This window comes from Streptomyces zaehneri (genome assembly GCF_032248645.1).
Classification (GTDB): Bacteria; Actinomycetota; Actinomycetes; order Streptomycetales; family Streptomycetaceae; genus Streptomyces; species Streptomyces coriariae.
Map to the genome: position 1 here is coordinate 189571 of NZ_JASTTJ010000003.1, position 19492 is coordinate 209062.

The 19492-nt window shown below is 72.9% G+C and carries 21 protein-coding genes and 1 riboswitch; of the genes, 17 read left to right on the top strand and 4 right to left on the bottom strand.

Features of this window, described 5'->3' with window-relative positions:
* Positions 1-92: 92 nt before the first annotated feature.
* Complete coding sequence (locus tag QQM72_RS06500; protein WP_314219812.1) at positions 93-2216, top strand: ATP-binding protein; 2124 nt, start codon at positions 93-95, stop codon at positions 2214-2216.
* Between the two features lie 12 nt (positions 2217-2228).
* On the opposite strand, the gene QQM72_RS06505 is transcribed toward QQM72_RS06500, so the two are convergent.
* The 4 genes from QQM72_RS06505 to QQM72_RS06520 all read right to left on the bottom strand — a co-directional run bounded on the left by QQM72_RS06505 (position 2229) and on the right by QQM72_RS06520 (position 5183).
* On the bottom strand, positions 2229-2744 hold the full coding sequence (locus QQM72_RS06505) for a hypothetical protein (protein ID WP_314219813.1): 516 nt from the start codon (positions 2742-2744) through the stop codon (positions 2229-2231).
* Positions 2744-3967 carry a hypothetical protein gene (locus QQM72_RS06510; protein WP_314219814.1) on the bottom strand — a complete coding sequence of 408 codons (1224 nt, stop codon included), beginning with the start codon at positions 3965-3967 and terminating at the stop codon, positions 2744-2746. The genes QQM72_RS06505 and QQM72_RS06510 overlap by 1 nt, the downstream gene beginning before the upstream one ends.
* 111 nt (positions 3968-4078) lie before the next feature.
* Positions 4079-4438, bottom strand: coding sequence for a hypothetical protein (locus QQM72_RS06515; RefSeq protein WP_314219815.1), 360 nt, complete (start codon positions 4436-4438; stop codon positions 4079-4081).
* 94 nt (positions 4439-4532) lie between these two features.
* Entirely contained in the window at positions 4533-5183 is a 651-nt protein-coding gene (locus QQM72_RS06520) for a TetR/AcrR family transcriptional regulator (protein ID WP_314219816.1), read from the bottom strand.
* Between the two features lie 57 nt (positions 5184-5240).
* Between QQM72_RS06520 and QQM72_RS06525 the strand changes: the two genes are divergently transcribed.
* The 16 genes from QQM72_RS06525 to QQM72_RS06600 all read left to right on the top strand — a co-directional run bounded on the left by QQM72_RS06525 (position 5241) and on the right by QQM72_RS06600 (position 19401).
* Positions 5241-5927, top strand: coding sequence for a class II aldolase/adducin family protein (locus tag QQM72_RS06525; RefSeq protein WP_314219817.1), 687 nt, complete (start codon positions 5241-5243; stop codon positions 5925-5927).
* Positions 5928-6016: 89 nt separating this feature from the next.
* On the top strand, positions 6017-6946 hold the full coding sequence (locus QQM72_RS06530) for a carbohydrate kinase family protein (protein WP_314219818.1): 930 nt from the start codon (positions 6017-6019) through the stop codon (positions 6944-6946).
* Between the two features lie 154 nt (positions 6947-7100).
* Positions 7101-7271, top strand: a complete 171-nt coding sequence (locus tag QQM72_RS06535) for a hypothetical protein (RefSeq protein WP_314219819.1) — start codon at positions 7101-7103, stop codon at positions 7269-7271.
* Positions 7264-7764, top strand: a complete 501-nt coding sequence (locus QQM72_RS06540; protein WP_314219820.1) for a DoxX family protein — start codon at positions 7264-7266, stop codon at positions 7762-7764. The genes QQM72_RS06535 and QQM72_RS06540 overlap by 8 nt, the downstream gene beginning before the upstream one ends.
* An 11-nt stretch (positions 7765-7775) precedes the next feature.
* Positions 7776-8582 (top strand): NAD(P)-dependent oxidoreductase, encoded by an 807-nt coding sequence (locus tag QQM72_RS06545; RefSeq protein ID WP_314219821.1) that lies wholly within the window; start codon positions 7776-7778, stop codon positions 8580-8582.
* 480 nt (positions 8583-9062) lie between these two features.
* Complete coding sequence (locus tag QQM72_RS06550) at positions 9063-9959, top strand: glutathione S-transferase C-terminal domain-containing protein (RefSeq protein ID WP_314219822.1); 897 nt, start codon at positions 9063-9065, stop codon at positions 9957-9959.
* A gap of 66 nt (positions 9960-10025) precedes the next feature.
* Positions 10026-10145, top strand: a riboswitch (SAM riboswitch).
* Between the two features lie 33 nt (positions 10146-10178).
* A complete protein-coding gene (locus tag QQM72_RS06555; RefSeq protein WP_314219823.1) occupies positions 10179-10328 on the top strand; it encodes a hypothetical protein in 150 nt (49 codons plus the stop codon).
* A gap of 213 nt (positions 10329-10541) precedes the next feature.
* Entirely contained in the window at positions 10542-11522 is a 981-nt protein-coding gene (locus QQM72_RS06560; RefSeq protein WP_314219824.1) for an amino acid ABC transporter permease, read from the top strand.
* Entirely contained in the window at positions 11519-12322 is an 804-nt protein-coding gene (locus QQM72_RS06565; protein WP_314219825.1) for an amino acid ABC transporter ATP-binding protein, read from the top strand. Before QQM72_RS06560 ends, QQM72_RS06565 begins: the two co-directional genes overlap by 4 nt.
* Before the next feature lie 75 nt (positions 12323-12397).
* On the top strand, positions 12398-13420 hold the full coding sequence (locus tag QQM72_RS06570) for a transporter substrate-binding domain-containing protein (RefSeq protein WP_314219826.1): 1023 nt from the start codon (positions 12398-12400) through the stop codon (positions 13418-13420).
* A gap of 103 nt (positions 13421-13523) precedes the next feature.
* On the top strand, positions 13524-14273 hold the full coding sequence (locus tag QQM72_RS06575) for a GNAT family N-acetyltransferase (protein WP_314219827.1): 750 nt from the start codon (positions 13524-13526) through the stop codon (positions 14271-14273).
* An 11-nt stretch (positions 14274-14284) separates the two neighbouring features.
* The gene (locus QQM72_RS06580) at positions 14285-14416 is read left to right on the top strand and encodes a putative leader peptide (protein WP_314219828.1); all 132 of its coding nucleotides are present in this window, start codon (positions 14285-14287) and stop codon (positions 14414-14416) included.
* Between the two features lie 121 nt (positions 14417-14537).
* Entirely contained in the window at positions 14538-15740 is a 1203-nt protein-coding gene (locus tag QQM72_RS06585) for an LLM class flavin-dependent oxidoreductase (RefSeq protein WP_314219829.1), read from the top strand.
* Between the two features lie 19 nt (positions 15741-15759).
* Positions 15760-17172: an NtaA/DmoA family FMN-dependent monooxygenase gene (locus tag QQM72_RS06590; RefSeq protein WP_314219830.1), complete on the top strand. Its 1413-nt coding sequence runs from the start codon at positions 15760-15762 to the stop codon at positions 17170-17172.
* Positions 17169-18260 carry an LLM class flavin-dependent oxidoreductase gene (locus QQM72_RS06595; RefSeq protein ID WP_314219831.1) on the top strand — a complete coding sequence of 364 codons (1092 nt, stop codon included), beginning with the start codon at positions 17169-17171 and terminating at the stop codon, positions 18258-18260. Before QQM72_RS06590 ends, QQM72_RS06595 begins: the two co-directional genes overlap by 4 nt.
* Complete coding sequence (locus QQM72_RS06600; protein ID WP_314219832.1) at positions 18253-19401, top strand: LLM class flavin-dependent oxidoreductase; 1149 nt, start codon at positions 18253-18255, stop codon at positions 19399-19401. Before QQM72_RS06595 ends, QQM72_RS06600 begins: the two co-directional genes overlap by 8 nt.
* Positions 19402-19492 lie beyond the last annotated feature (91 nt).

The following is a 19492-nucleotide window of genomic DNA, read 5'->3' on the forward strand; positions in this document are numbered from 1 at the left end:
CGGCGTCCGTGGCCCGCATCGCCGGAGGCCCGGCGGGGGTAGGACCACCTTGATCGATGGAGCGGGCAACCGGTCGGAGGGGGACGAGCGGTATGAGTGCGGCGCGGGAGGACGACCAGGAAAGAGCGAGTGGCAACACCATCGGTGGATCGGCCCGGTTCTACGGACCGACCGTCCAGGCCCGCGACGTCCACGGCGGCATCCAGGTCCGGACCGCCCCGCCGCAGCCACCACCGACGCCCCGCCAACTGCTGCCGGTACCGGCGCACTTCACCGACCGGCGGGACGAACTGGAAGCCCTGGACCGGCTGCTCACGCGGCATACGGACGCGGGATCCCGGCAGCCGCTGATCGTGGTGAACGGTCCGGCCGGCATCGGGAAGACCACCCTGGTCTCCCGCTGGCTGCGCCGGCACGAATCAGCCGCTCCCGACGGGCAGTTGCACGCCGATCTGCGCGGACACGCGACGGGCGGACCGGCGGACCCGGGCGAGATCCTCGGCCGGTTCCTGCGTGCGCTCGGCGCCTGGGCGGTCCCCGTCGACCTGGCCGAACAGGCGTCCCTGTGGCGGTCCGTCACCGCGGACCTGCGCATCGCGGTGGTGCTGGACAACGCCTTCTCCGCGGCACAGATCCGGCCGTTGTTGCCGGGCGGGCCCGGCAGCCTCGTCGTCGTGACCAGCAGGCACCGGCTGACCGGACTGCGGCTGGACGGAGCGGAGTTCCACCGGCTGCGGGCGCTGGACCCCGCCGCCGGGGTGGAGCTGTTCCTGCGCGGTGTCGGCGAGCGCCGGGTCGCCGGGGAACTGCCCGCGGTCCGCCAGGTCGTGGACCTCTGCGCGGGTCTGCCCCTCGCGGTGTGTCTCGCCTCGGCCCGGCTCGCCGCCCGCCCCAGACAGCCGGTCGCCGCACTGGCCGACGCGCTCACACCCGACGTCGGCCGGCTGGCCGCGCTGGAAGTCGAAGGGGAGGCGACCGTGCGCAAGGCCCTGGACGCGTCGTACGCGGTGCTGGGAGCGGAGGCCGCCCGGATGTACCGGGCCCTCGGGCTGCTGCCCCTGCCCGACTTCGACGTCCGGACGGCCGCCGCGGCCTGCGCGGAGCCCCTCGACTGGGCGGAACGCCGGCTGGACGAACTCGTCGAGGCCAACATGCTGGAGGAGGTCGGCCCGGACGCGCTCCGCTTCCACGACCTCGTCCGCCTCCACGCCCGCGACCGCGCGGCCCTGGCCGACACCGAGGCGGACCGGGAACGCATCCTGCGGCGCGTCGCCGACTGGCATCTGCTGACCGCGACCGAGGCCCAACGCCTCATCACCCCGATCCAGTTCACCCTGCCCCGGACCTACGCGCAGCCCTTCCCGCTGCCCCCGCCCTTCACCGACGACCGCGGCGCCCTCGGCTGGCTGCACGAGCGACGCGGCCACCTCATGGCGATGCTCCGCCTGGCCGTCGAGCGCGGCTGGCACGCCACGGCCTGGCAACTCGTCGACGCCATGTGGCCGTTGTTCCTGCGGCTGCGCCACTACGACCTGTGGATCGAGGCCCACCGCATCGGTCTGGAGGCGGCCCGCCGCGACGGGCACCGGGAGGCCGAACGCCAGATGCTCAACTCCGGGGCCATCGGGCTGAGCGCCGCCCGGCGGCTGGACGAGGCCGTGCAGTGGTACACGGCCGCCCTGTACGCGGCGCGCGACGGGGAGGACCCCCGTGACGAGGGACAGGCGCTGCTCGGCCTCGGCAACTGCCACTTCGAGGCGGGGCGGTTCGCCGAGGCCGTGTCGCGGCTGAACCGCGCGGTGACGACCTGGGAGGGGTGCGGCTACCCGCGCGGGGTGGCGCTCGCCCGGATCACGCTCGGCGAGGTCGCTCTCGCCGAACACGACCCCGAGCGGGCCGTCACCTGCTTCGCCCGGGCCAGGCAGGGACTCCTGGACGCGGCCGACCCGCACGACACGGCCCGGGCCCTCGCCTTCCTCGGCCGGGCCCGCGCCCGCACCGGCGAGCACGCCCTGGGCATCGCCCACATGACGGAGGCGCTCGCGGTGTTCACCGCCTCCGGCGCCGTCCACTGGCAGGCCCGCACCCTGGAGATGCTCGGCGACACCGCACGTGAACGGGGCGAGGACACGGCCGGCGAGGAGTTCCACGCCCGCGCCCTCGACCTGTACGAGACCACCAGCCCGGCCGACGCCCGCCGGCTCCGGCGCACGTAGGCGCCGACGTGCTCACCCGCCGTGCACCACGCGGATGTCGTGGATGTCCCGCAGGGTGTGCCCCGCCACCAGCCAGGCGTGCAGACAGGACGCCAGCAGGGGCTGGTCCGGGGGAACCCGGTGCGCCAGCGGCAGGACCGTGCGGCTCGTCCCGTCGATGACCGCCCAGCCGCCCCCGGTCAGCGGCGCCGCGGCCAGCCGGCACCCCGGATGGGCGGCCGTGAGGTCGCCCAGTCGGCGCACCGCGTCGGCGTACGGGCGCGGAATCCTCTCGTGCAGCACATCGGCGCAGACGGGCCACCGGATCCCGGGGCACGGTCCGGCCTCCGCGGCGACGTGCTCGTCCGCACCTGCCGGCGGCCCGTCCGGGCCGGGCGGGTCCCCGGGCGCCAGGAGACCGATCCGGGCCCGCACGTCGTGGTCGCCCGCGGCCGAGCGGACGCGGAGCGACAGGTCCGCCGCCGGGGCGCCTCGCGGACCCCGGGGGCACGGCGGCGAAGCCCGCAGCCGTACGGAGACGAAGCGCATCACGCCGGCACCTCCCGCCGCCCGCGCGCCCAGGTGTCCAGCCGGGGCGGCTCGGGCAGCGGGACCGTCACCGGTTCGTGGGCGGGCCGGCCCAGACCCAGCAGGCGGTACATGAGCCGCCGCATGTTGCGGTTGAAACGGCCGGGTTCGGAGGTGATGCGCGAGGCGATCGCCGCGTACTCCTCCCGGCGGTACTCGGCCGCCGTGTACTGGAGCTGGCCGACGAGCGGGTGGGCGGGCGAGAGCGCCGGCGCGGTCACGGCGAGGGTGGCGGCGGGCGAGGCGGGGTTGATCTCCTGGTCCGGCGAACCGGCCAGCAGGATCGGGGCACCGGTGAGCGTGCCGTACAGCGTCACCGAACCGTGGTCGCCGATGATCCAGTCCGCGGCGATCAGGACACTGCGCCAGTCCGCCTCCGGCGGCACGAGGGCGGTACCGGGCTCGGCGCCGCGCGCCAGCCAGGCCCTGACCTGCCAGGAACCGTGCCCCGACCACACGTTGGGGTGGACCAGGATGACGGACCGGAACCGTCCCGCGGGCAGTTCGGCGGCCAGCCGGGGCAGCAGCGCCTCGAACCGGCCGAAGGACGAGCGCGCCCCCCAGGTCGAGGCGACCACCACCAGCTTCTCGCCGTCCGCGAGGCCGAGCGCCCGGCGGTAGCGGGCGCGCAGTGGCAGGCTCGCCGCGATCCGGTCGTGCACCGGATCGCCGACCACGTGGGTGAGCGGGAGCACCTCCGGGCAGTGCCGTTCCAGGTCGGCCAGTTCGGCGTGGTGGGGCACCGCCACGGCGGCGGGGAGCCGGCCGCCGGGGACGAGATCCTGCCTGCGCAGCCCCGCCACACCGGGCTGCCGCACCGAGACCAGCCGCTTGAGGTATCCGGCTCCGTGCGACATCGCGATCACCGGCCCGGAGATCTTCTCGACGCCCCGCGGACCGGCGGCGAGAGCCAGGTCGAACCGCATCCGCACCGCCTCGTCCCACGGCAGCACCGCGCCTCCCAGCCCTTCGAGGAAGCGCGGGACCTCGTCGCCGAAGACGTGCGGCGGAGCCGTGAACACCACCTGCACCCTGAAGTCGGCCTCCAGCAGCGACAGGACCTCGACCAGCCGCTTGCCGTAGGTCAGGGTGTGCACCACGACCAGCACCAGTTTGCGTTCGACGAGCGTCAGCCACTCACGCTCCTCGACCGACGACTCCGTACTCTTGCGCAACGCCGACATCAAGACCCCCGTCGTCCGTGCGGGACCGGCTCGGCCCCGTCTGCCGGGCGTTTTGCCCCTCCCGATGGACGGAAGGCCTGCCGGGACCTTGCGGAAACCTTGCGGCGGGCGTCACGAGAACACGTGCACCACTTCGATCTCGCCCACGATATGCGCGTTGAACTCGTCCAACTCCTCGGCAGGCACCCAGAGTTCGAGGATCGTCCGGCCGCCCGCCTGCTGGACCGGATACCTGCGCAGGAACGCGGTGTCGACCTCGAACCGGGTGACGTAGCCGGCGCCGTCGTGCTTGACGTTCCAGTCCCGGGCGATCCTGATGGCGTAGTCCTCGTCGAGGACCGGGTAGAAGATCGGCTGCTCGGGCAGCCGGGGCGGCCAGGCCCGCCGGCCGAGCTCACGGACGAGCTCCAGCTCCTTGGGACCGGTGGGACGCCACAGGGTCGTGGTGGCTCGGGGGTGCTGCCTGGTCATGGGATGCGTTCTCCGGGTGCGGCGACCGCCGGCGCGGTCGGCTACGGGCCCCGACGCTACGGGACGCTCCACGGCGGCGGCCACGGACTTTCGGCTACCGCTTCCCGTGGCGCGCGACGACCTCGGTGAGATAGCAGCGCAGCATCGCCTTCGCCTCGTCGAGGAGGTCGGTGTCGCCCTCCGGGGTGCGCCGGAAGGCCTCCTGGGCGAGGGCGTCGGCGGCGAGGATCGCCGCGTGGCAGGCCCGCGCGAGCGCCTCGTCGTCGGGGGCGACGCCCAGCGCGAGCAGCACCCGGCGGATGCCGTCGGCCATCCGCCGCTTGTGCTCACGGTCCGCGGCCCGGGTCCGCTCGGTCAGCCCGCTGCCGAACCACAGGGCACGGAAACCGTGTTCGGTGCGGTAGACGCGGGCGAAGGTGTCGACGAGCAGGCCCACCGGATCCTCCCACCGCTCCCGCGCCGCCGTCCGGACCAGCTCGTCCATGACGTCTTCGAGGCGGGCGAAGTAGCCCGTGGCGAGGGCGTCGATGATCGCGTCACGGTCGGGGAGGTACTGGTACAGCGAGCCGACCGACACCTTCGCCTCGGCCGCGACCCGCGTCGTGGTGAGCGCCTCGAGGCCGTCGCCGACCAGGATGCGCTCGGCTGCCTCCAGCATCAGGGCCAGACGCGCCTTGCTGCGCGCCTGCCGCGGCGTGCGGCGCAGGGGAGCGCCACCGCCCGGACCCGCGGTCGCCTGGACCAAGGAATGCCTCCAAACCTGAACGTGACTTTGTTTCACGTTTACGCTACCTTCGCGCCCATGACCGCCTCAAGCTCGGCGCTGAGTCAGGAACGGGCCGCCGTCGCGGACGTCTGCCGGCGTCTGGGGGCCGAAGGCCTCCTCATCGGCACGGCCGGCAACGTGAGCGTACGCGTCGAGGACCGGGTCGCGGTCACCGCGACCGGAGCGGTCCTCGCGGAACTCACGCCCGACCAGGTGAGTGTGGTCGACCTCGACGGCGAGGTGGTGGCCGGAAGCCTGCGGCCGACCTCGGAACTGGAGCTGCATCTCGGCGTGTACCGCCGCTACGGAACCGGCGCGGTCGTCCACACGCATGCTCCGATGGCCACCGCGGTCTCCTGCGTGCTCGACGAACTGCCATGCATCCATTACCAGTTGATTGCTCTCGGCGGCGCGGTGCGGGTCGCGCCCTACGCCACCTTCGGCACCCCCGAACTCGCCGCGTCGGTGCTGACCGCGCTCGACGGCCGCAGCGCCGCCCTGCTGGCGAACCACGGCGCCGTCACCCACGGGACGACCCTCGACAAGGCCGTCGAGAACGCGCTGCTGCTCGAATGGGCCTGCGGCGTCTACCAGCGCGCGGCCGCCATGGGCCGGCCCCGCTTCCTCGACGAGCAGCAGCAACTCGCCGTGATCGAGGCCGCGATCGCCCGCGACTACGGCACCACCCACCCCGTACCACCCGCGCAGGAACAGGGCCGATGAAGCCGACAGGGCGACGAGGCCGATGAAGGCCGATGAAGGCCGATGAAGGCCGATGAAGGCCGATGAAGGCCGATGAAGGGGGACAGCCGATGAAGATCTTCACCATGGGCGTGCACGTCCTGGACGTGCTGGTGCGTCCGGTGCAGGAGATACCCGAGGGGCAGGGCGCGACGCTGGTCGACGACATCCGGATGACCGCCGCCGGGACCGCGGGCGGCACCGCGCTCACCCTCGCCAAACTGGGCGCGCAGGTGCGCAGCGCCGGCGCCATCGGCTCCGACCCGACCGGCGACCTGCTGGTGGCGTTGCTGGACCGGGCGGGCATCGACACCGAGTTCCTGGTCCGGCGCACGGACACCGCCACCTCCGCGAGCGTGCTGCCGATCCGGCCCAACGGCGACCGCCCCTCGCTGCACCTGCTCGGCGCCAACATCACCTACGGCCTCGACGACGTCCCCTGGGACGCCCTCGCCGAGGCGGACCATCTGCACCTGGGCGGACCGGAGTTGATCGGCGTCGAGGTCGCCACGCGCATCCTGTCGTACGCCAAGGAACACGGTGTCGTCACCTCCGTGGACCTGCTCGCCCCCGGTGTCCTCGGCAGCTTCGAGCAGATCGAGGCGGCCCTGCCGTACATCGACCATCTGCTGCCCAACGAGGACCAGGTCCTCGGCTTCACCGGCGGGAGCGACCTGCTGACGGGCGCGCGCAGGCTCCTCGGCGCCGGTGCGGGCGTCGTCGCCGTCACGCGCGGCGGCGACGGCGCACTCGTGGTGAGCGCGGACGGCGCGGAGCCGGTCCCCGCCTTCGTGGTCGACGTCGTCGACACCACCGGGTGCGGCGACGCGTTCTCGGCCGGCTATCTGCGGGGCGTGAGCCTGGGCCGTACGCCGAGCGACGCCGCCGTGCTGGGCAGCGCCGCCGCAGCCCTCGTCGCGCAGGGGCTCGGCAGCGACCACGGCGACTTCGACCTCACCGCCGCCGACGCCTTCGCCGCGTCGGCCAGGTCCCGCACCTGAGAGGGATCGGGGAGCGGGAGGGGCCTGCCGCCGGCGGGTGAACGGGCCGGCGGTCGGCCCCCGGCCGGATCCCGGCGCCCGCGCACCTCACCCTCGCCGCGCACGAGCGGGTGGGGGGCGAACGGCCCCGGGGGACCGGCGGACCCCGCTCGGCATGTTCACCGGAGCCCCACGGGTGGTACGCCACGAGCAGGCGGGCGCGGGCCACCACACCGGCGTCGGCCGTACCGCTCTCGCCCACCACCCGCATGTGCTCGCCCTCGTCGAGGAGTGCGCGCCGGGTGTGCGGGCGCTGCCGACGGAGAAGGGACATGGCGATGAGTGAGGCTTCGGACACCGCACTGCTGCTCGTACGGGTCGTGCTCGGTGCGGTGATGCTGGCGCACGGCTGGAACCACTGGCGCGGCGGAGGCGGCATATCCGGTACCGCCGGCTGGTTCGGCGGGCTCGGACTCACTCGTCCGAGACTCCAGGCATGGCTCAGCGTCCTCACCGAACTCGGCGCGGGCGTCCTTCTGTTGGCGGGCTTCCTGACCTCACTGGCCTGCGCGGCGGTGCTGTCCGTGATGCTGGTGGCGGGCCTGCTCGCACACCGCCGCAACGGCTTCTTCGTGTTCAAGGAGGGCTACGAGTACGTCCTCGTCCTGGGCGTCCTCGCGGTGGCGCTGGGGGCGTGGGGGCCGGGGGAGTACGCGGTGGACGAGGCCGCGGACATCGGGGTGACCGGATGGACCGGCGCCGGTGTGGTGCTCGGGGTGGGTGTCGTCGCGACGGCCGGGCTGCTGGCCGTGTTCTGGCGCCCCCGGCAGGAGAGTTGAGGAGGCCCCCCGTGCGCGTCGGCTTCATCGGACTGGGCGGTCAGGGAGCGCCGATGGCCCGCCGGATCGTCGAGGCGGGCTTCGCGACCACCCTGTGGGCCAGACGGTCCGCCGCCCTCGACCCCTTCGCCGGCACCGCCGCCGGGACCGCCGGCTCAGCCGCCGAACTGGCCGCCGCCAGCGACCTGGTGTGCCTGTGCGTGGTGGCCGACGCGGATGTGGAGCAGGTCGCCTCCGGCGTCCTGGAGGGACTGCGGCCCGGCGGGGTGATCGCCGTGCACTCCACCGTCCACCCCGACACGTGCCGCCGCCTCGCGGGGCGGGCCGCGGCGCAGGGCGTGTCCGTGCTGGACGCTCCCGTCAGCGGTGGCGGTCGGGCCGCCGAACAGGGCACCCTGCTGGTCATGGCGGGCGGGGACCCGGAGGTGTTCGCCTCCTGCCGACCGGTGTTCGCCACCTACGGCGACCCGGTCGTGCACCTGGGTCCGGTCGGTGCGGGTCAGGTCGCCAAACTGCTCAACAACACCCTGTTCACCGCCCAGTTGGGCCTGGCGGCCGACACCCTCGCGCTCGGTGGGGCCCTGGGCCTGGATCCGGCGGTCCTCGGCCGTGTCCTGCCGAGCGGCAGCGCCGCCAGTTTCGCGCTGGAGCGGGTCGCGGACGCGGGCGGCACCCTCGACCGCATCGGCGCCCACGCGGGCGGGCTGCTCGCGAAGGACGTACGCCTGCTGGGCGAGGTCGCGGACGCTGCGGGCCGGACAGGCAGGGGCCCGGTCCGGGACGCCGCCCGCGCCGCCCTGGACGCCATGGGGAGGTGAGGAGGACCGACGCGCCCGGCCGCCGGGGCGCTCCCCGCATCCGGCCGGGCGCCCCCGAGCCGCCACCCACCGCGGGAGCCCCTGGGGCGGCGCCGGTACTCACCTGGTGGACGCCCCCTTGACGGAGGCTCGAGGCGGATCGACACTCGATCCGGGAATCCTAGTGAACGGGTAGGGAAACAATGGGGCGACTGGAGCCGGCCACCGGCCGAGCGAGCCGCACGGCGTGGTCGTCCCCCCTTCTCACCTCCCGCCGTCACATCGACCTGAAGCGCGTCTGCAGCGCCATCAGGTTCCGGGACTGAGCCGGGCCCGTCCCCGCGCCGAACCGCACCGGCGGTGTCCCACGGACGCGGCCGCACCCGGCACGTGCGGACGAGGTACGCGAGGTCCGCACCTCCCGTACCTTCCGCACCTCCCTCTTCGACGTCGCATCCGCCGCGCGCACGTCCCTCGTGCGTCCCGCCTCCGGGGAGAGTCATGTCCGTCACACCACTGGCCGCCCATCTGTCCACCCGGCCCGCCGCCGCCTTCAGGGGCCGGATCGGCCGCGATGCGCGCAGCGGCCACTACGCGGTGCCGCGCCGCTACCGCCTCCACCTGGCGGCGGCCGACCCCGACTGTCTGCGCATCGCCGTCACCCACAGCCTCCTCGGCCTGGACAAGGCCTGCCCGGTCACCTTCCTGCCCGCCGTCCCGGACTGCCCCGACGGAGGCCACTTCGCGCTGCGTCCGCTGTACGAAGCCAGCGCGCACCGGTACACCGGACCCGCTCTCGCCCCCGTACTCAGCGACGACTGGTCCGGGCGCATCGTCAGCAGCCACGGCCCCGACATCGCCCGGGACCTGGCCCGGCACTTCGGCGGCGGCCGGCCCACCCTGTACCCGTGCGGCGAGGAGTCGCAGATCGAGGCCGTCGAGCGGATGTGCGCCCAGGGCATCGAGGAGGCCGCCCAGCGCGCCGGAGCGGCCGACGCCGAGGAGGCGGAGCGCACCGCCGCCCTCGACACACTGCTCACCACGCTCGGGGTGCTGGAGCGAGGTCTCGGCGCCCACGAATACCTGATCAGCGATCAGATCACCGCGGCCGACGTCGAGTTGTGGGTCACCCTGGTCCAACTCGACACCGTGCACCGCTACCACCTGGACGCCGCCGCCGTGCACCGCATCGCCGACCACCCCGCGCTGTGGGCCTACGCACGGCGGCTGGCCGCTCGTCCGGCCTTCGGAGCCCACCTCGACCTGGACGCCATCGCCCGCCGCCACCACGCCCGTTGCCAGGGCCTGGAGGCCGCCGGCGCCGCCGTCCAGATCCTGGACTGGGAGACCCACGCGGAAGCCGGCTCGGCGGTCCGACCGCAGGTCAACCGGCCCTGACCCGGTCCACCCACCGGACCGCCGTTGACATTCGTTCGGGCAACTGTCTTACTTACGGCCCAGAACGGTCATGAGCGTCAGCGACAAGCCCTGGCTAGCTGACCGGCAACCCTCGCTCCGCGGTGGGGTGCCCCAGGTGACGACCGGACCGACGTTTCGGCAGTGACGTATCGGTAAGCGCGAGGGCCCCTCAGGGCCGGAACAGTGATGGAGACGGACATGTACGCAGCTCATCGGACGGCGCCCCGTCGCCCCCGGGGCTGCGTACGGCCGTACCTCGACATCCTCGTCGCCAACCGCGCCGTCGACCTCCTGCGCGTGAACAGCGCACTGTGTACCGCACCGGGCCGTGCCCGCTGTCGGGGCTGAACGAAACCCCTCGCACCGCAGCCCCGCCTCCGCGTTCCTGACGAACACCGCCCGAGCGGTGTGCCGTTGTCCGCCCCACCCCGGTCTTCCGTACGCATCCGTGCGCCATGCCCTGTTCGCGCCCGCGGAGCGGTCCCCGCCGCCCCGCCGAAGCGCGTCCGGCCACGCACGTCCGCCGTGCCCCGGGGTGTCCCACTCCCGCCGGAGCCCCTCATGAGTGAACCCCCAGGCGCCGTGACCCTCGCCGAACCCGCACCCGCCATCGACGTCCCGTCGCAGAAGCTCACCGCCCAGCGCGTCCAGCCGCTGCGCAAGCCCGGCCGCTGGATCGCCACCGCCGTGGCCCTGGTCCTGGTGGCGCAGTTCACGCACGGACTGATCTCCAACCCCTTCTACCAGTGGGACCGCTTCGGCTACTGGTTCCTGCGGCCGGTCATCCTCGACGGACTGCTGATCACCCTGGAAGTGGCCGCCTACAGCGCGGTGCTGGGCCTCCTCGGCGGCATCCTGCTCGCCCTCGCCCGGCTCTCGAAGAGCCCGGTGCTGCGCGCGGTCAGCTGGACCTACGTGTGGGCGCTGCGCTCCATCCCGCTGATCGTGGTGCTGCTCTTCCTCTACAACTTCAGCGCCCTGTACCAGACTCTGAGCGTGGGGGTCCCCTTCGGCCCGGCGTTCTTCCGCTTCGACGAGTCCCGGCTGGCCACCGACATGGTGATCGCCGTCGTCGGCCTCAGCCTCAACGAGGCGGCCTACGCCGCCGAGGTGGTCCGCGGCGGCATCCTCTCCGTCGACCAGGGCCAGCACGAGGCGGCCGCCGCCCTAGGCCTGCCCAGGCGCTACCAGTTCTGGAAGATCGTCTTTCCGCAGGCCCTGCGGTCGATCACGCCGAACTACGTCAACCAGCTGATCGGCCTGGTCAAGTCCACCTCGCTGGTCTTCTACGTGTCCCTGCTCGACCTGTTCGGCACCGCGCAGACCATGGGGGCCACCTACCCCGGCGACATCGTGCCGCTGCTGCTGGTCGTCACCGTCTGGTACCTGATCCTGACCAGCCTCGTCTCCGTCGTCCAGTTCTACGTCGAGCGGTACTACGCCCGGGGCGCCACCCGTTCCCTGCCGCCGACGCCGCTTCAGAAACTGCGGACCGGTCTGACCGACCTGCGGGCCCGCATCCGCCGGGAGGCCGCCGTATGACCACCGAGACCGTGCAGAGCGCCGACACCGCAGGGATCGTGCCCGCCGCCGTCGAGGTGCACGACGTGCACAAGTGGTACGGCGCCCACCGGGTCCTGGACGGTGTGAGCCTGACCGTGCGGCCCGGCGAGGTCACCGTGATCCTCGGCCCGTCCGGCTCCGGCAAGTCCACCCTGCTGCGGGTCATCAACCACCTGGAGAAGCCCGAGATCGGCTATGTCAGCGTCAACGGCGAGCTGATCGGCGTCCGCCGCAACGGCGACCGGCTGCGCGAGCTGAGCGAACGGGCCATCCTGACCCAGCGCGGCCGCATCGGTTTCGTCTTCCAGAACTTCAACCTCTTCCCGCACCTGACCGTGCTCGACAACGTCGCCGCCGCGCCCACCGCCACCGGGCGACTCACCAAGCCCGCCGCCCTGGAACTGGCCCGTGAACTCCTGGACCGGGTGGGCCTGGCCGACAAGGCCGGCGCCTATCCCCGGCAGCTCTCCGGCGGCCAGCAGCAGCGCGTCGCCATCGCCCGGGCCCTCGCGCTGCGCCCCGGCGTCATCCTCTTCGACGAGCCCACCTCGGCCCTCGACCCCGAACTGGTGGGAGAGGTCCTCGCCGTCATCAAGGACCTGGCGACCAGCGGCACCACGCTCGTCATCGTCACCCACGAGGTCGGTTTCGCCCGCGAGGTCGCCGACCGGGTCGTCTTCATCGACGGCGGGAAGATCGTCGAGCAGGGCCCGCCCGGCGAGGTCCTCGACAAACCGCGGCACGAGCGGACCCGGGACTTCCTCAGCAAGGTGCTCTGACACCGAAGCGCCCCACGACTTCCCCCCCCACGCCACCACCCTCTCGATCAGTCACACCAGTCACAAAGGACGGCCATGTCTGCCCACTTCACCCGACGCAGCCTGATTCGCGGCATCACCGCGGCGACCGCGGTCGCCACCCTCGCCACCGGGCTCGCCGCCTGCGGTGGTGACAGCGAGGCCGCCACCACGACCGACAGCGCGGCCGGCAGCGTGACCATCGGCCGGGTGTCCAACGGCGCCGCCAAGGAGACCGCCCTCAAGGTCTCCGAGGTCAAGTCCATCAGCGCAGAACTGCCCGACGCGATCAGGAAGAGCGGCAAGCTGAACATCGGCATCGGCGCCCTGCCCTCCGGCTTCGCCCCGCTCGCCTACGTCGGCGACGACCAGAAGACCCTCACCGGTGCCGAGCCCGACCTCGGCCGCCTGGTGGCCGCGGTCCTCGGCCTGGAGTCGGAGACGAAGAACTTCACCTGGGAGAACCTCTTCGTCGGCATCGACAGCGGCAAGGTCGACGTCGGCTTCTCGAACATCACCGACACCGAGGAGCGCAAGAAGAAGTACGAGTTCGCCTCCTACCGCCAGGACAACCTCGGCTGGGAGGTCAAGAAGTCCAGCACCTGGAACTTCGACGGCGACTACGAGAACCTCGCCGGTCTGACCGTCACCGTGGGCTCCGGCACCAACCAGGAGAAGATCCTCCTGGAGTGGAAGAAGAAGCTGGAGTCCGAGGGCAAGAAGCTCACCGTCAAGTACTACCCGGACCGCAACGGCATCTACCTGGCGCTCGCCAGCGGCAAGATCGACGCGTACTTCGGCCCCAACCCCGGCATCGCCTACAACGTCTCCCAGACCGCGGGCAAGGCGAACGCCACCCGCAACGCCGGCACCTTCTCCGGCGCCGGTGAGACGCTCCAGGGCCTGATCGCCGCCACCGCCAAGAAGGACAGCGGTCTCGCCAAGCCGGTCGCGGACGCCATCAACTACCTGATCGAGCACGGTCAGTACGCCAAGTGGCTGGCGGCCTACAACCTCTCCAACGAGGCCGTCGCCAAGTCCGAGGTCAACCCGCCCGGACTTCCGCTGGACAACTCCTGACCGATCGTCACCATGACGCTCAAGCAGGTGGGTTGAGTCAGGCCTGACAGCAACGACAGCAACCACGGCAACGCCAGGTACGACAGGAAGGGACTCCGCCTCCGTGACCACCCCGATCGACCTCCGCGGAGGCGGAGCTCCGACCGTCACCCACCCGCACCCCCTCGACAACGCCGTGTGGGCCGCGCTCGCCGGCCCGCACGCCCACCTCGCCGACCGGGTCGGCCGCGCCGCGCGCTACCCGGCCGACGTCTACGACTTCGCCGCCCTCGCCGACCCCGGGGACCCCGCCGCCTGGGCCGACCTGCTCACCCTCGTCGGCCCCGGAACCTCCGTACGCATCAAGCCCGTCGAACGGGTTCCCGACGGCTGGGAGGTCATCGGCGGGGGAGAGGGCGTCCAGCTCGTCGCCACCGAGGCGTTCCGCACCGAACCGGCGCCCGAGGCCGTCCACCTCGGCCCCGACGACGTGCCGGAGATCCTCGACCTCGTCGCCCGGACCCGCCCCGGACCCTTCCTCCGGCGGACCGTCGCCCTCGGCACCTACCTCGGCATCCGGTACGAGGGACGCCTGATCGCCATGGCCGGCGAACGCCTGCGGCTGCCCGGCTGGACCGAGATCAGCGCCGTCTGCACCGACCCCGACCACCGCGGCAACGGCCTTGCCACCCGGCTGATCCGCGTGGTCGCCGACGGCATCCGCGAGCGCGGCGACACCCCGTTCCTGCACGCCGCCGCCGGCAACGCCCCCGCGATCCGCCTCTACGAATCCCTCGGCTTCACCCCGCGCCGCCGCTCGACGATCGTCTCGGTGCGCACACCGGGAACATCCGGCGATTTCACGGCGTTCTGACTGATGACGAGATGTGTGAGGCGCCGCGCGGCGCCAGGAAAGAGGGAGGTGCGGACGTGACCCACGTACGCCACGCCGTACACCTCCACTCCCGGCCCCACATCGACCTTCAGCGCGTGGCCGGCGCGCTCTGTTGCTCCTGATCCTTCCCCAGCCTTCGGCCGGGGGGACCCCCGGCTCGACGCGCTCGCACCTCGCCGTGTGCCCGCGCCGTCTCCGCGCGCAGGCCGGCGCTCTCGTACGGACCTCCAGGAAGGCACCCTCGTGTCCTCGACCCCCTCCTCCCCGCTGCATCTCGCCGTCGCTCTGGACGGCACCGGCTGGCACCCCGCCTCCTGGCGCGAGCCCGTCGCCCGACCCCGTGAGCTGTTCACCGCCGGATACTGGGCCGACCTGGTCGCCGAGGCCGAGCGCGGACTGCTCGACTTCGTGACGATCGAGGACGGCCTGGGCCCGCAGTCCTCCCACTTCCTCGACCCGGACGACCGCACCGACCAGGTGCGCGGCCGGCTCGACGCCGTCCTCGTCGCCTCCCGAGTCGCCCCGCTCACCCACCACATAGGCCTGGTGCCGACCGTGGTGGCCACGCACACGGAGCCCTTCCACCTGTCCAAGGCGATCGCCACCCTCGACTACGTGAGCACCGGCCGCGCCGGCCTGCGCGTGCAGGTCACCGCCCGCCCCACCGAGGCCGCCCACTTCGGCCGGCGCACGATCCCCCGGATCGAGGCCTACGACGCCCCGGCCACCCAGGATCTGGTGACCGACCTGTTCGACGAGGCCACCGACTACGTCGAGGTCGTGCGCCGCCTCTGGGACAGCTGGGAGGACGACGCCGAGATCCGGGACGTGGCGACGGGCCGATTCGTCGACCGCGACAAACTCCACTACATCGACTTCGAGGGCCGCCACTTCAGCGTCAAGGGGCCCTCCATCACCCCCCGCCCGCCGCAGGGCCAGCCGCTGGTCACCGCCCTCGCGCACGACACGGTCCCCTATCGTCTGGTGGCCCGCGCCGCCGACGTCGGGTACGTCACCCCGCACGACACCGGCCAGGCCCGCACGATCGTCGCCGAGATCCGCGCCGAACAGGAACGGGCGGGACGGGCGGCCGAGCCGCTGCACGTCTTCGCGGACCTGGTGGTCTTCCTCGACGACGACCCGGCCGAGGCCGCCGCCCGGCGCGACCGCCTCGACGCCCTCGCCGGCGAGGAGTACCGCAGCGACGCCCGCGTCTTCGCCGGCTCGCCCGCCCAACTCGCCGATCTGCTCCAGGACTTCCAGGCAGCCGGGCTGACCGGATTCCGGCTGCGCCCGGCCGTGGCCGGGCACGACCTCCCGGCCGTCACCCGGGGTCTGGTCCCCGAACTCCAGCGCCGCGGCGCCTTCCGCCGTGCCTACGAGGCCGACACCCTGCGCGGGCTGCTCGGCCTGCCCCGCCCCGCCAACCGCTACGCCGCCGTCTGAGCGGGAGGGAGACCCCACCATGAGCAAGCCCCAGAAGCAGATCCATCTCGCCGCGCACTTCCCCGGCGTCAACAACACCACCGTGTGGAGCGACCCGCGGGCCGGCAGCCACATCGAGTTCAGTTCCTTCGCGCACTTCGCGCGGACCGCGGAGCGCGCCAAGTTCGACTTCCTCTTCCTCGCCGAGGGGCTGCGCCTGCGCGAACAGGGCGGCAGGATCTACGACCTGGACGTGGTCGGCCGCCCCGACACCTTCACGATCCTCGCCGCGCTCGCCGCCGTCACCGAGCGCCTCGGCCTGACCGGAACCATCAACTCCACCTTCAACGAGCCCTACGAGGTGGCCCGCCAGTTCGCCAGCCTCGACCACCTCTCCGACGGCCGTTCCGCGTGGAACGTCGTCACCTCCTGGGACGCCTTCACCGGCGAGAACTTCCGCCGTGGCGGCTACCTCCCGCAGGACGAGCGGTACGCCCGTGCCAAGGAGTTCCTCGCCACCACGGGCGAGCTCTTCGACTCCTGGCGGGGCGACGAGATCGTCGCCGACCCGAGCACCGGCACCTTCCTCCAGGACGCCAAGGCCGGCGCCTTCGTCCACGAGGGCCGCCAGTTCGACATCCAGGGCCGGTTCAACGTGCCGCGCAGCCCCCAGGGCCGCCCGGTGATCTTCCAGGCCGGGGACTCCGACGAGGGCCGCGAGTTCGCCGCCTCGTCCGCCGACGCGATCTTCAGCCGGTACGCGGCCCTCGACGCCGGCCAGGCCTTCTACACCGACGTCAAGTCACGGCTCGCCAAGTACGGCCGGCGCGCCGACCAACTGCTGATCCTGCCCGCCGCGAGCTTCGTCCTGGGCGACACCGACGCCGAGGCCGAGGAGATCGCCAAGGACGTGCGCCGCCAGCAGGTCAGCGGCGCCACCGCCCTCAAGCACCTGGAGTTCGTCTGGAACAGGGACCTGTCCGGCTACGACCCGGAGGGCCCCCTGCCGGACATCGATCCGGACCTCGGCGAGAACCACATCGCACGCGGCCGCGCCCAGGTCCGGATGTACCGCGACCCGCTGGCCACCGCGCGCGAGTGGCGTGAGCTCGCGGAGGCCAACAACTGGTCGATCCGCGACCTGGTCATCGAGACCGGCAACCGGCAGAACTTCGTCGGCTCCCCGGCGACCGTCGCCAGGACGATCAACGAGTACGTGCAGGCCGACGCCGCCGACGGCTTCATCCTCGTCCCGCACATCACCCCCGGCGGCCTCGACGCGTTCGCCGACCAGGTCGTCCCGCTCCTCCAGGAACAGGGCGTCTTCCGCACCGAGTACGAGGGCACCACCCTCCGCGACCACCTCGGCCTCGCCCTCCCCCACTCTCGGCTTCGCTCGAGCGGGGGGACCCCCGTCGACGAGGCGGACGGCGCCGCGCGGGTGGCCTCGTGAAGTTCCTCGCCATCACCCTGATCGTGCACCGCCCGGACCCGGTCACCGGTGTCCTGAAGCCCACCCGGGACCGCTTCCGCGAGGTGCTCGACAACGCCCTGCTCGCCGAGGAACTCGGCTTCGACGGCTTCGGCGTGGGGGAGCGCCACGAACGGCCGTTCATCTCCTCCTCCCCACCGGTGGTGCTGAGCCATGTCGCCGCCCTCACCCGCCGCATCCGGCTCTTCACCGCCGTGACGACCCTCAGCCTCCTCGACCCGGTCCGCGCCTACGAGGACTACGCCACCCTCGACCACCTCTCCGGCGGCCGTCTGGAGCTGATCATCGGCAAGGGCAACGGCGCCGCCCAGCGCGAGCTGTTCCAGGTCACGCCCGACGACCAGTGGGAGCGCAACGCCGAGAGCTACGAGGTGTTCCGGCAGATCTGGCGCCAGGACAAGGTCAGCGCGGCCACCCGATTCCGCCCGGAGTTGACGGACGCGGAGGTGTGGCCCCGGCCGTACCAGCAGCCCGTCCGGGTCTGGCACGGCAGCGCCACCAGCAGGGAGTCCGTCGACCTGGCCGCCCGCTACGGCGACCCGCTGTTCTCGGCGAACGTCACCCACCCCATCGAGCCCTATGCCGAGCTGATCCGGTACTACCGGGAGCGCTGGGAGCACTACGGTCACGACCCGGGCGCCCTCGCGGTGGGCGCCGGCTCGGCGGGACTGTACGTGGCGCGCACCTCCCAGGAGGCCGTCGAGGCCTACCGGCCGGTCTTCGAGGGCACGCTCGCCTTCCAGAGACAGGCCGGGCTGCCCGTCGTCTTCGAGACGGTGGAGGACCTCGTCGAGCGCAGCTCCGCCCTGATCGGCAGCCCGCAGCAGGTCATCGACAAGGTGCACCGCTACCACGAGCGGTTCGGCCACACCGTGCTGCATGTGCACGCCGACGCGGGCGGCCTGACCGACGCCCGGCACCGCGAGTCGCTGGAGCTGTTCCAGTCGGAGGTGGCGTCCGTGCTGCGCAAGGACCTGCCGGACCCGCCGTTCGCCTGGGGTCCGGTGCTTCCCACACCGTCGGACACCGAGGAGCCGGCCCGTGTCTGACATCCCTCTCGGCGTGCTCGACCTGGTCCCGATCCCCTCGGGCTCGACGGCCGCGGACGCCCTGCGCAACTCCATCGACCTGGCCCGGCACGCGGAACGGCTCGGATACGCCCGCTACTGGTTCGCCGAACACCACCTCAACCCCGGTGTCGCGGGCACCTCCCCGGCCGTCGTCCTGGCCCTGACCGCGGCCGCCACCTCCACCATCCGGCTCGGCTCCGGCGCCGTGCAGCTCGGACACCGCACCGCCCTGTCCACGGTGGAGGAGTTCGGCCTGATCGACGCGCTGCACCCCGGCCGCTTCGACCTGGGCCTGGGCCGCTCGGGCGGCCGTCCGCCGGGGGAACGGCCGAGCCCGCCGTCGACGGCCACCCCGGTCGTCGACGGCCGGGCCCCGAACGGCCTGCTGATCCCGCCCCGCTTCTCCTTCGAACGCCTCCTCGGCTCGCCCCGGATCGCCCTCCAGCGCCGGCTGCTCCTCCTGCCGGACGCCACCTCGCAGGACTACGCCGAGCAGATCGACGACGTCCTCGCGCTGCTGGCCGGCACCTACCGCTCGCCGGAGGGCCTCGAAGCGCATGTCGTCCCGGGCGAGGGCGCCGAGGTCGACGTGTGGATCCTGGGCAGCAGCGGCGGCCAGAGCGCCGAGGTCGCGGGCGCCCGGGGTCTGCGCTTCGCCGCGAACTACCACGTCAGCCCGGCCACCGTCCTGGAGGCGGTGGACGGCTACCGGGCCCGCTTCAAGCCCTCCGCGTCCCTGGACGCGCCCTATGTCAGCGTCTCCGCCGATGTCGTCGTCGCCGAGGACGACGACCGCGCCCGCGAACTCGCCGCCGGCTACGGCCCGTGGGTGCGCAGCATCCGCACCGCCGAGGGCGCGATCCCGTTCCCGACGCCGGGGGAAGCACGCGCCCACGCCTGGACCGACGAGGACCGGGCGCTCGTCCAGGACCGGATCGACACCCAGTTCGTCGGCTCCCCGGCCCGGGTCGCCGACCTCCTGGAACAGCTCCAGGAGGCCACCGGCGCCGACGAACTGCTCGTCACCACCATCACCCACGACCACACGGACCGCGTCCGCTCCTACGAACTCCTCGCCGAGGAGTGGCGCCGCAGGGGTCACTCCACCCCGTCGGACTGATCCACCGGCGGTCCCGCCGCACCGGCGTCCTCACGGACGCCGTACGTGACCGCCTCGGCGCGGCCGGCCGCCTCGCCGCGCCGACGGCGGC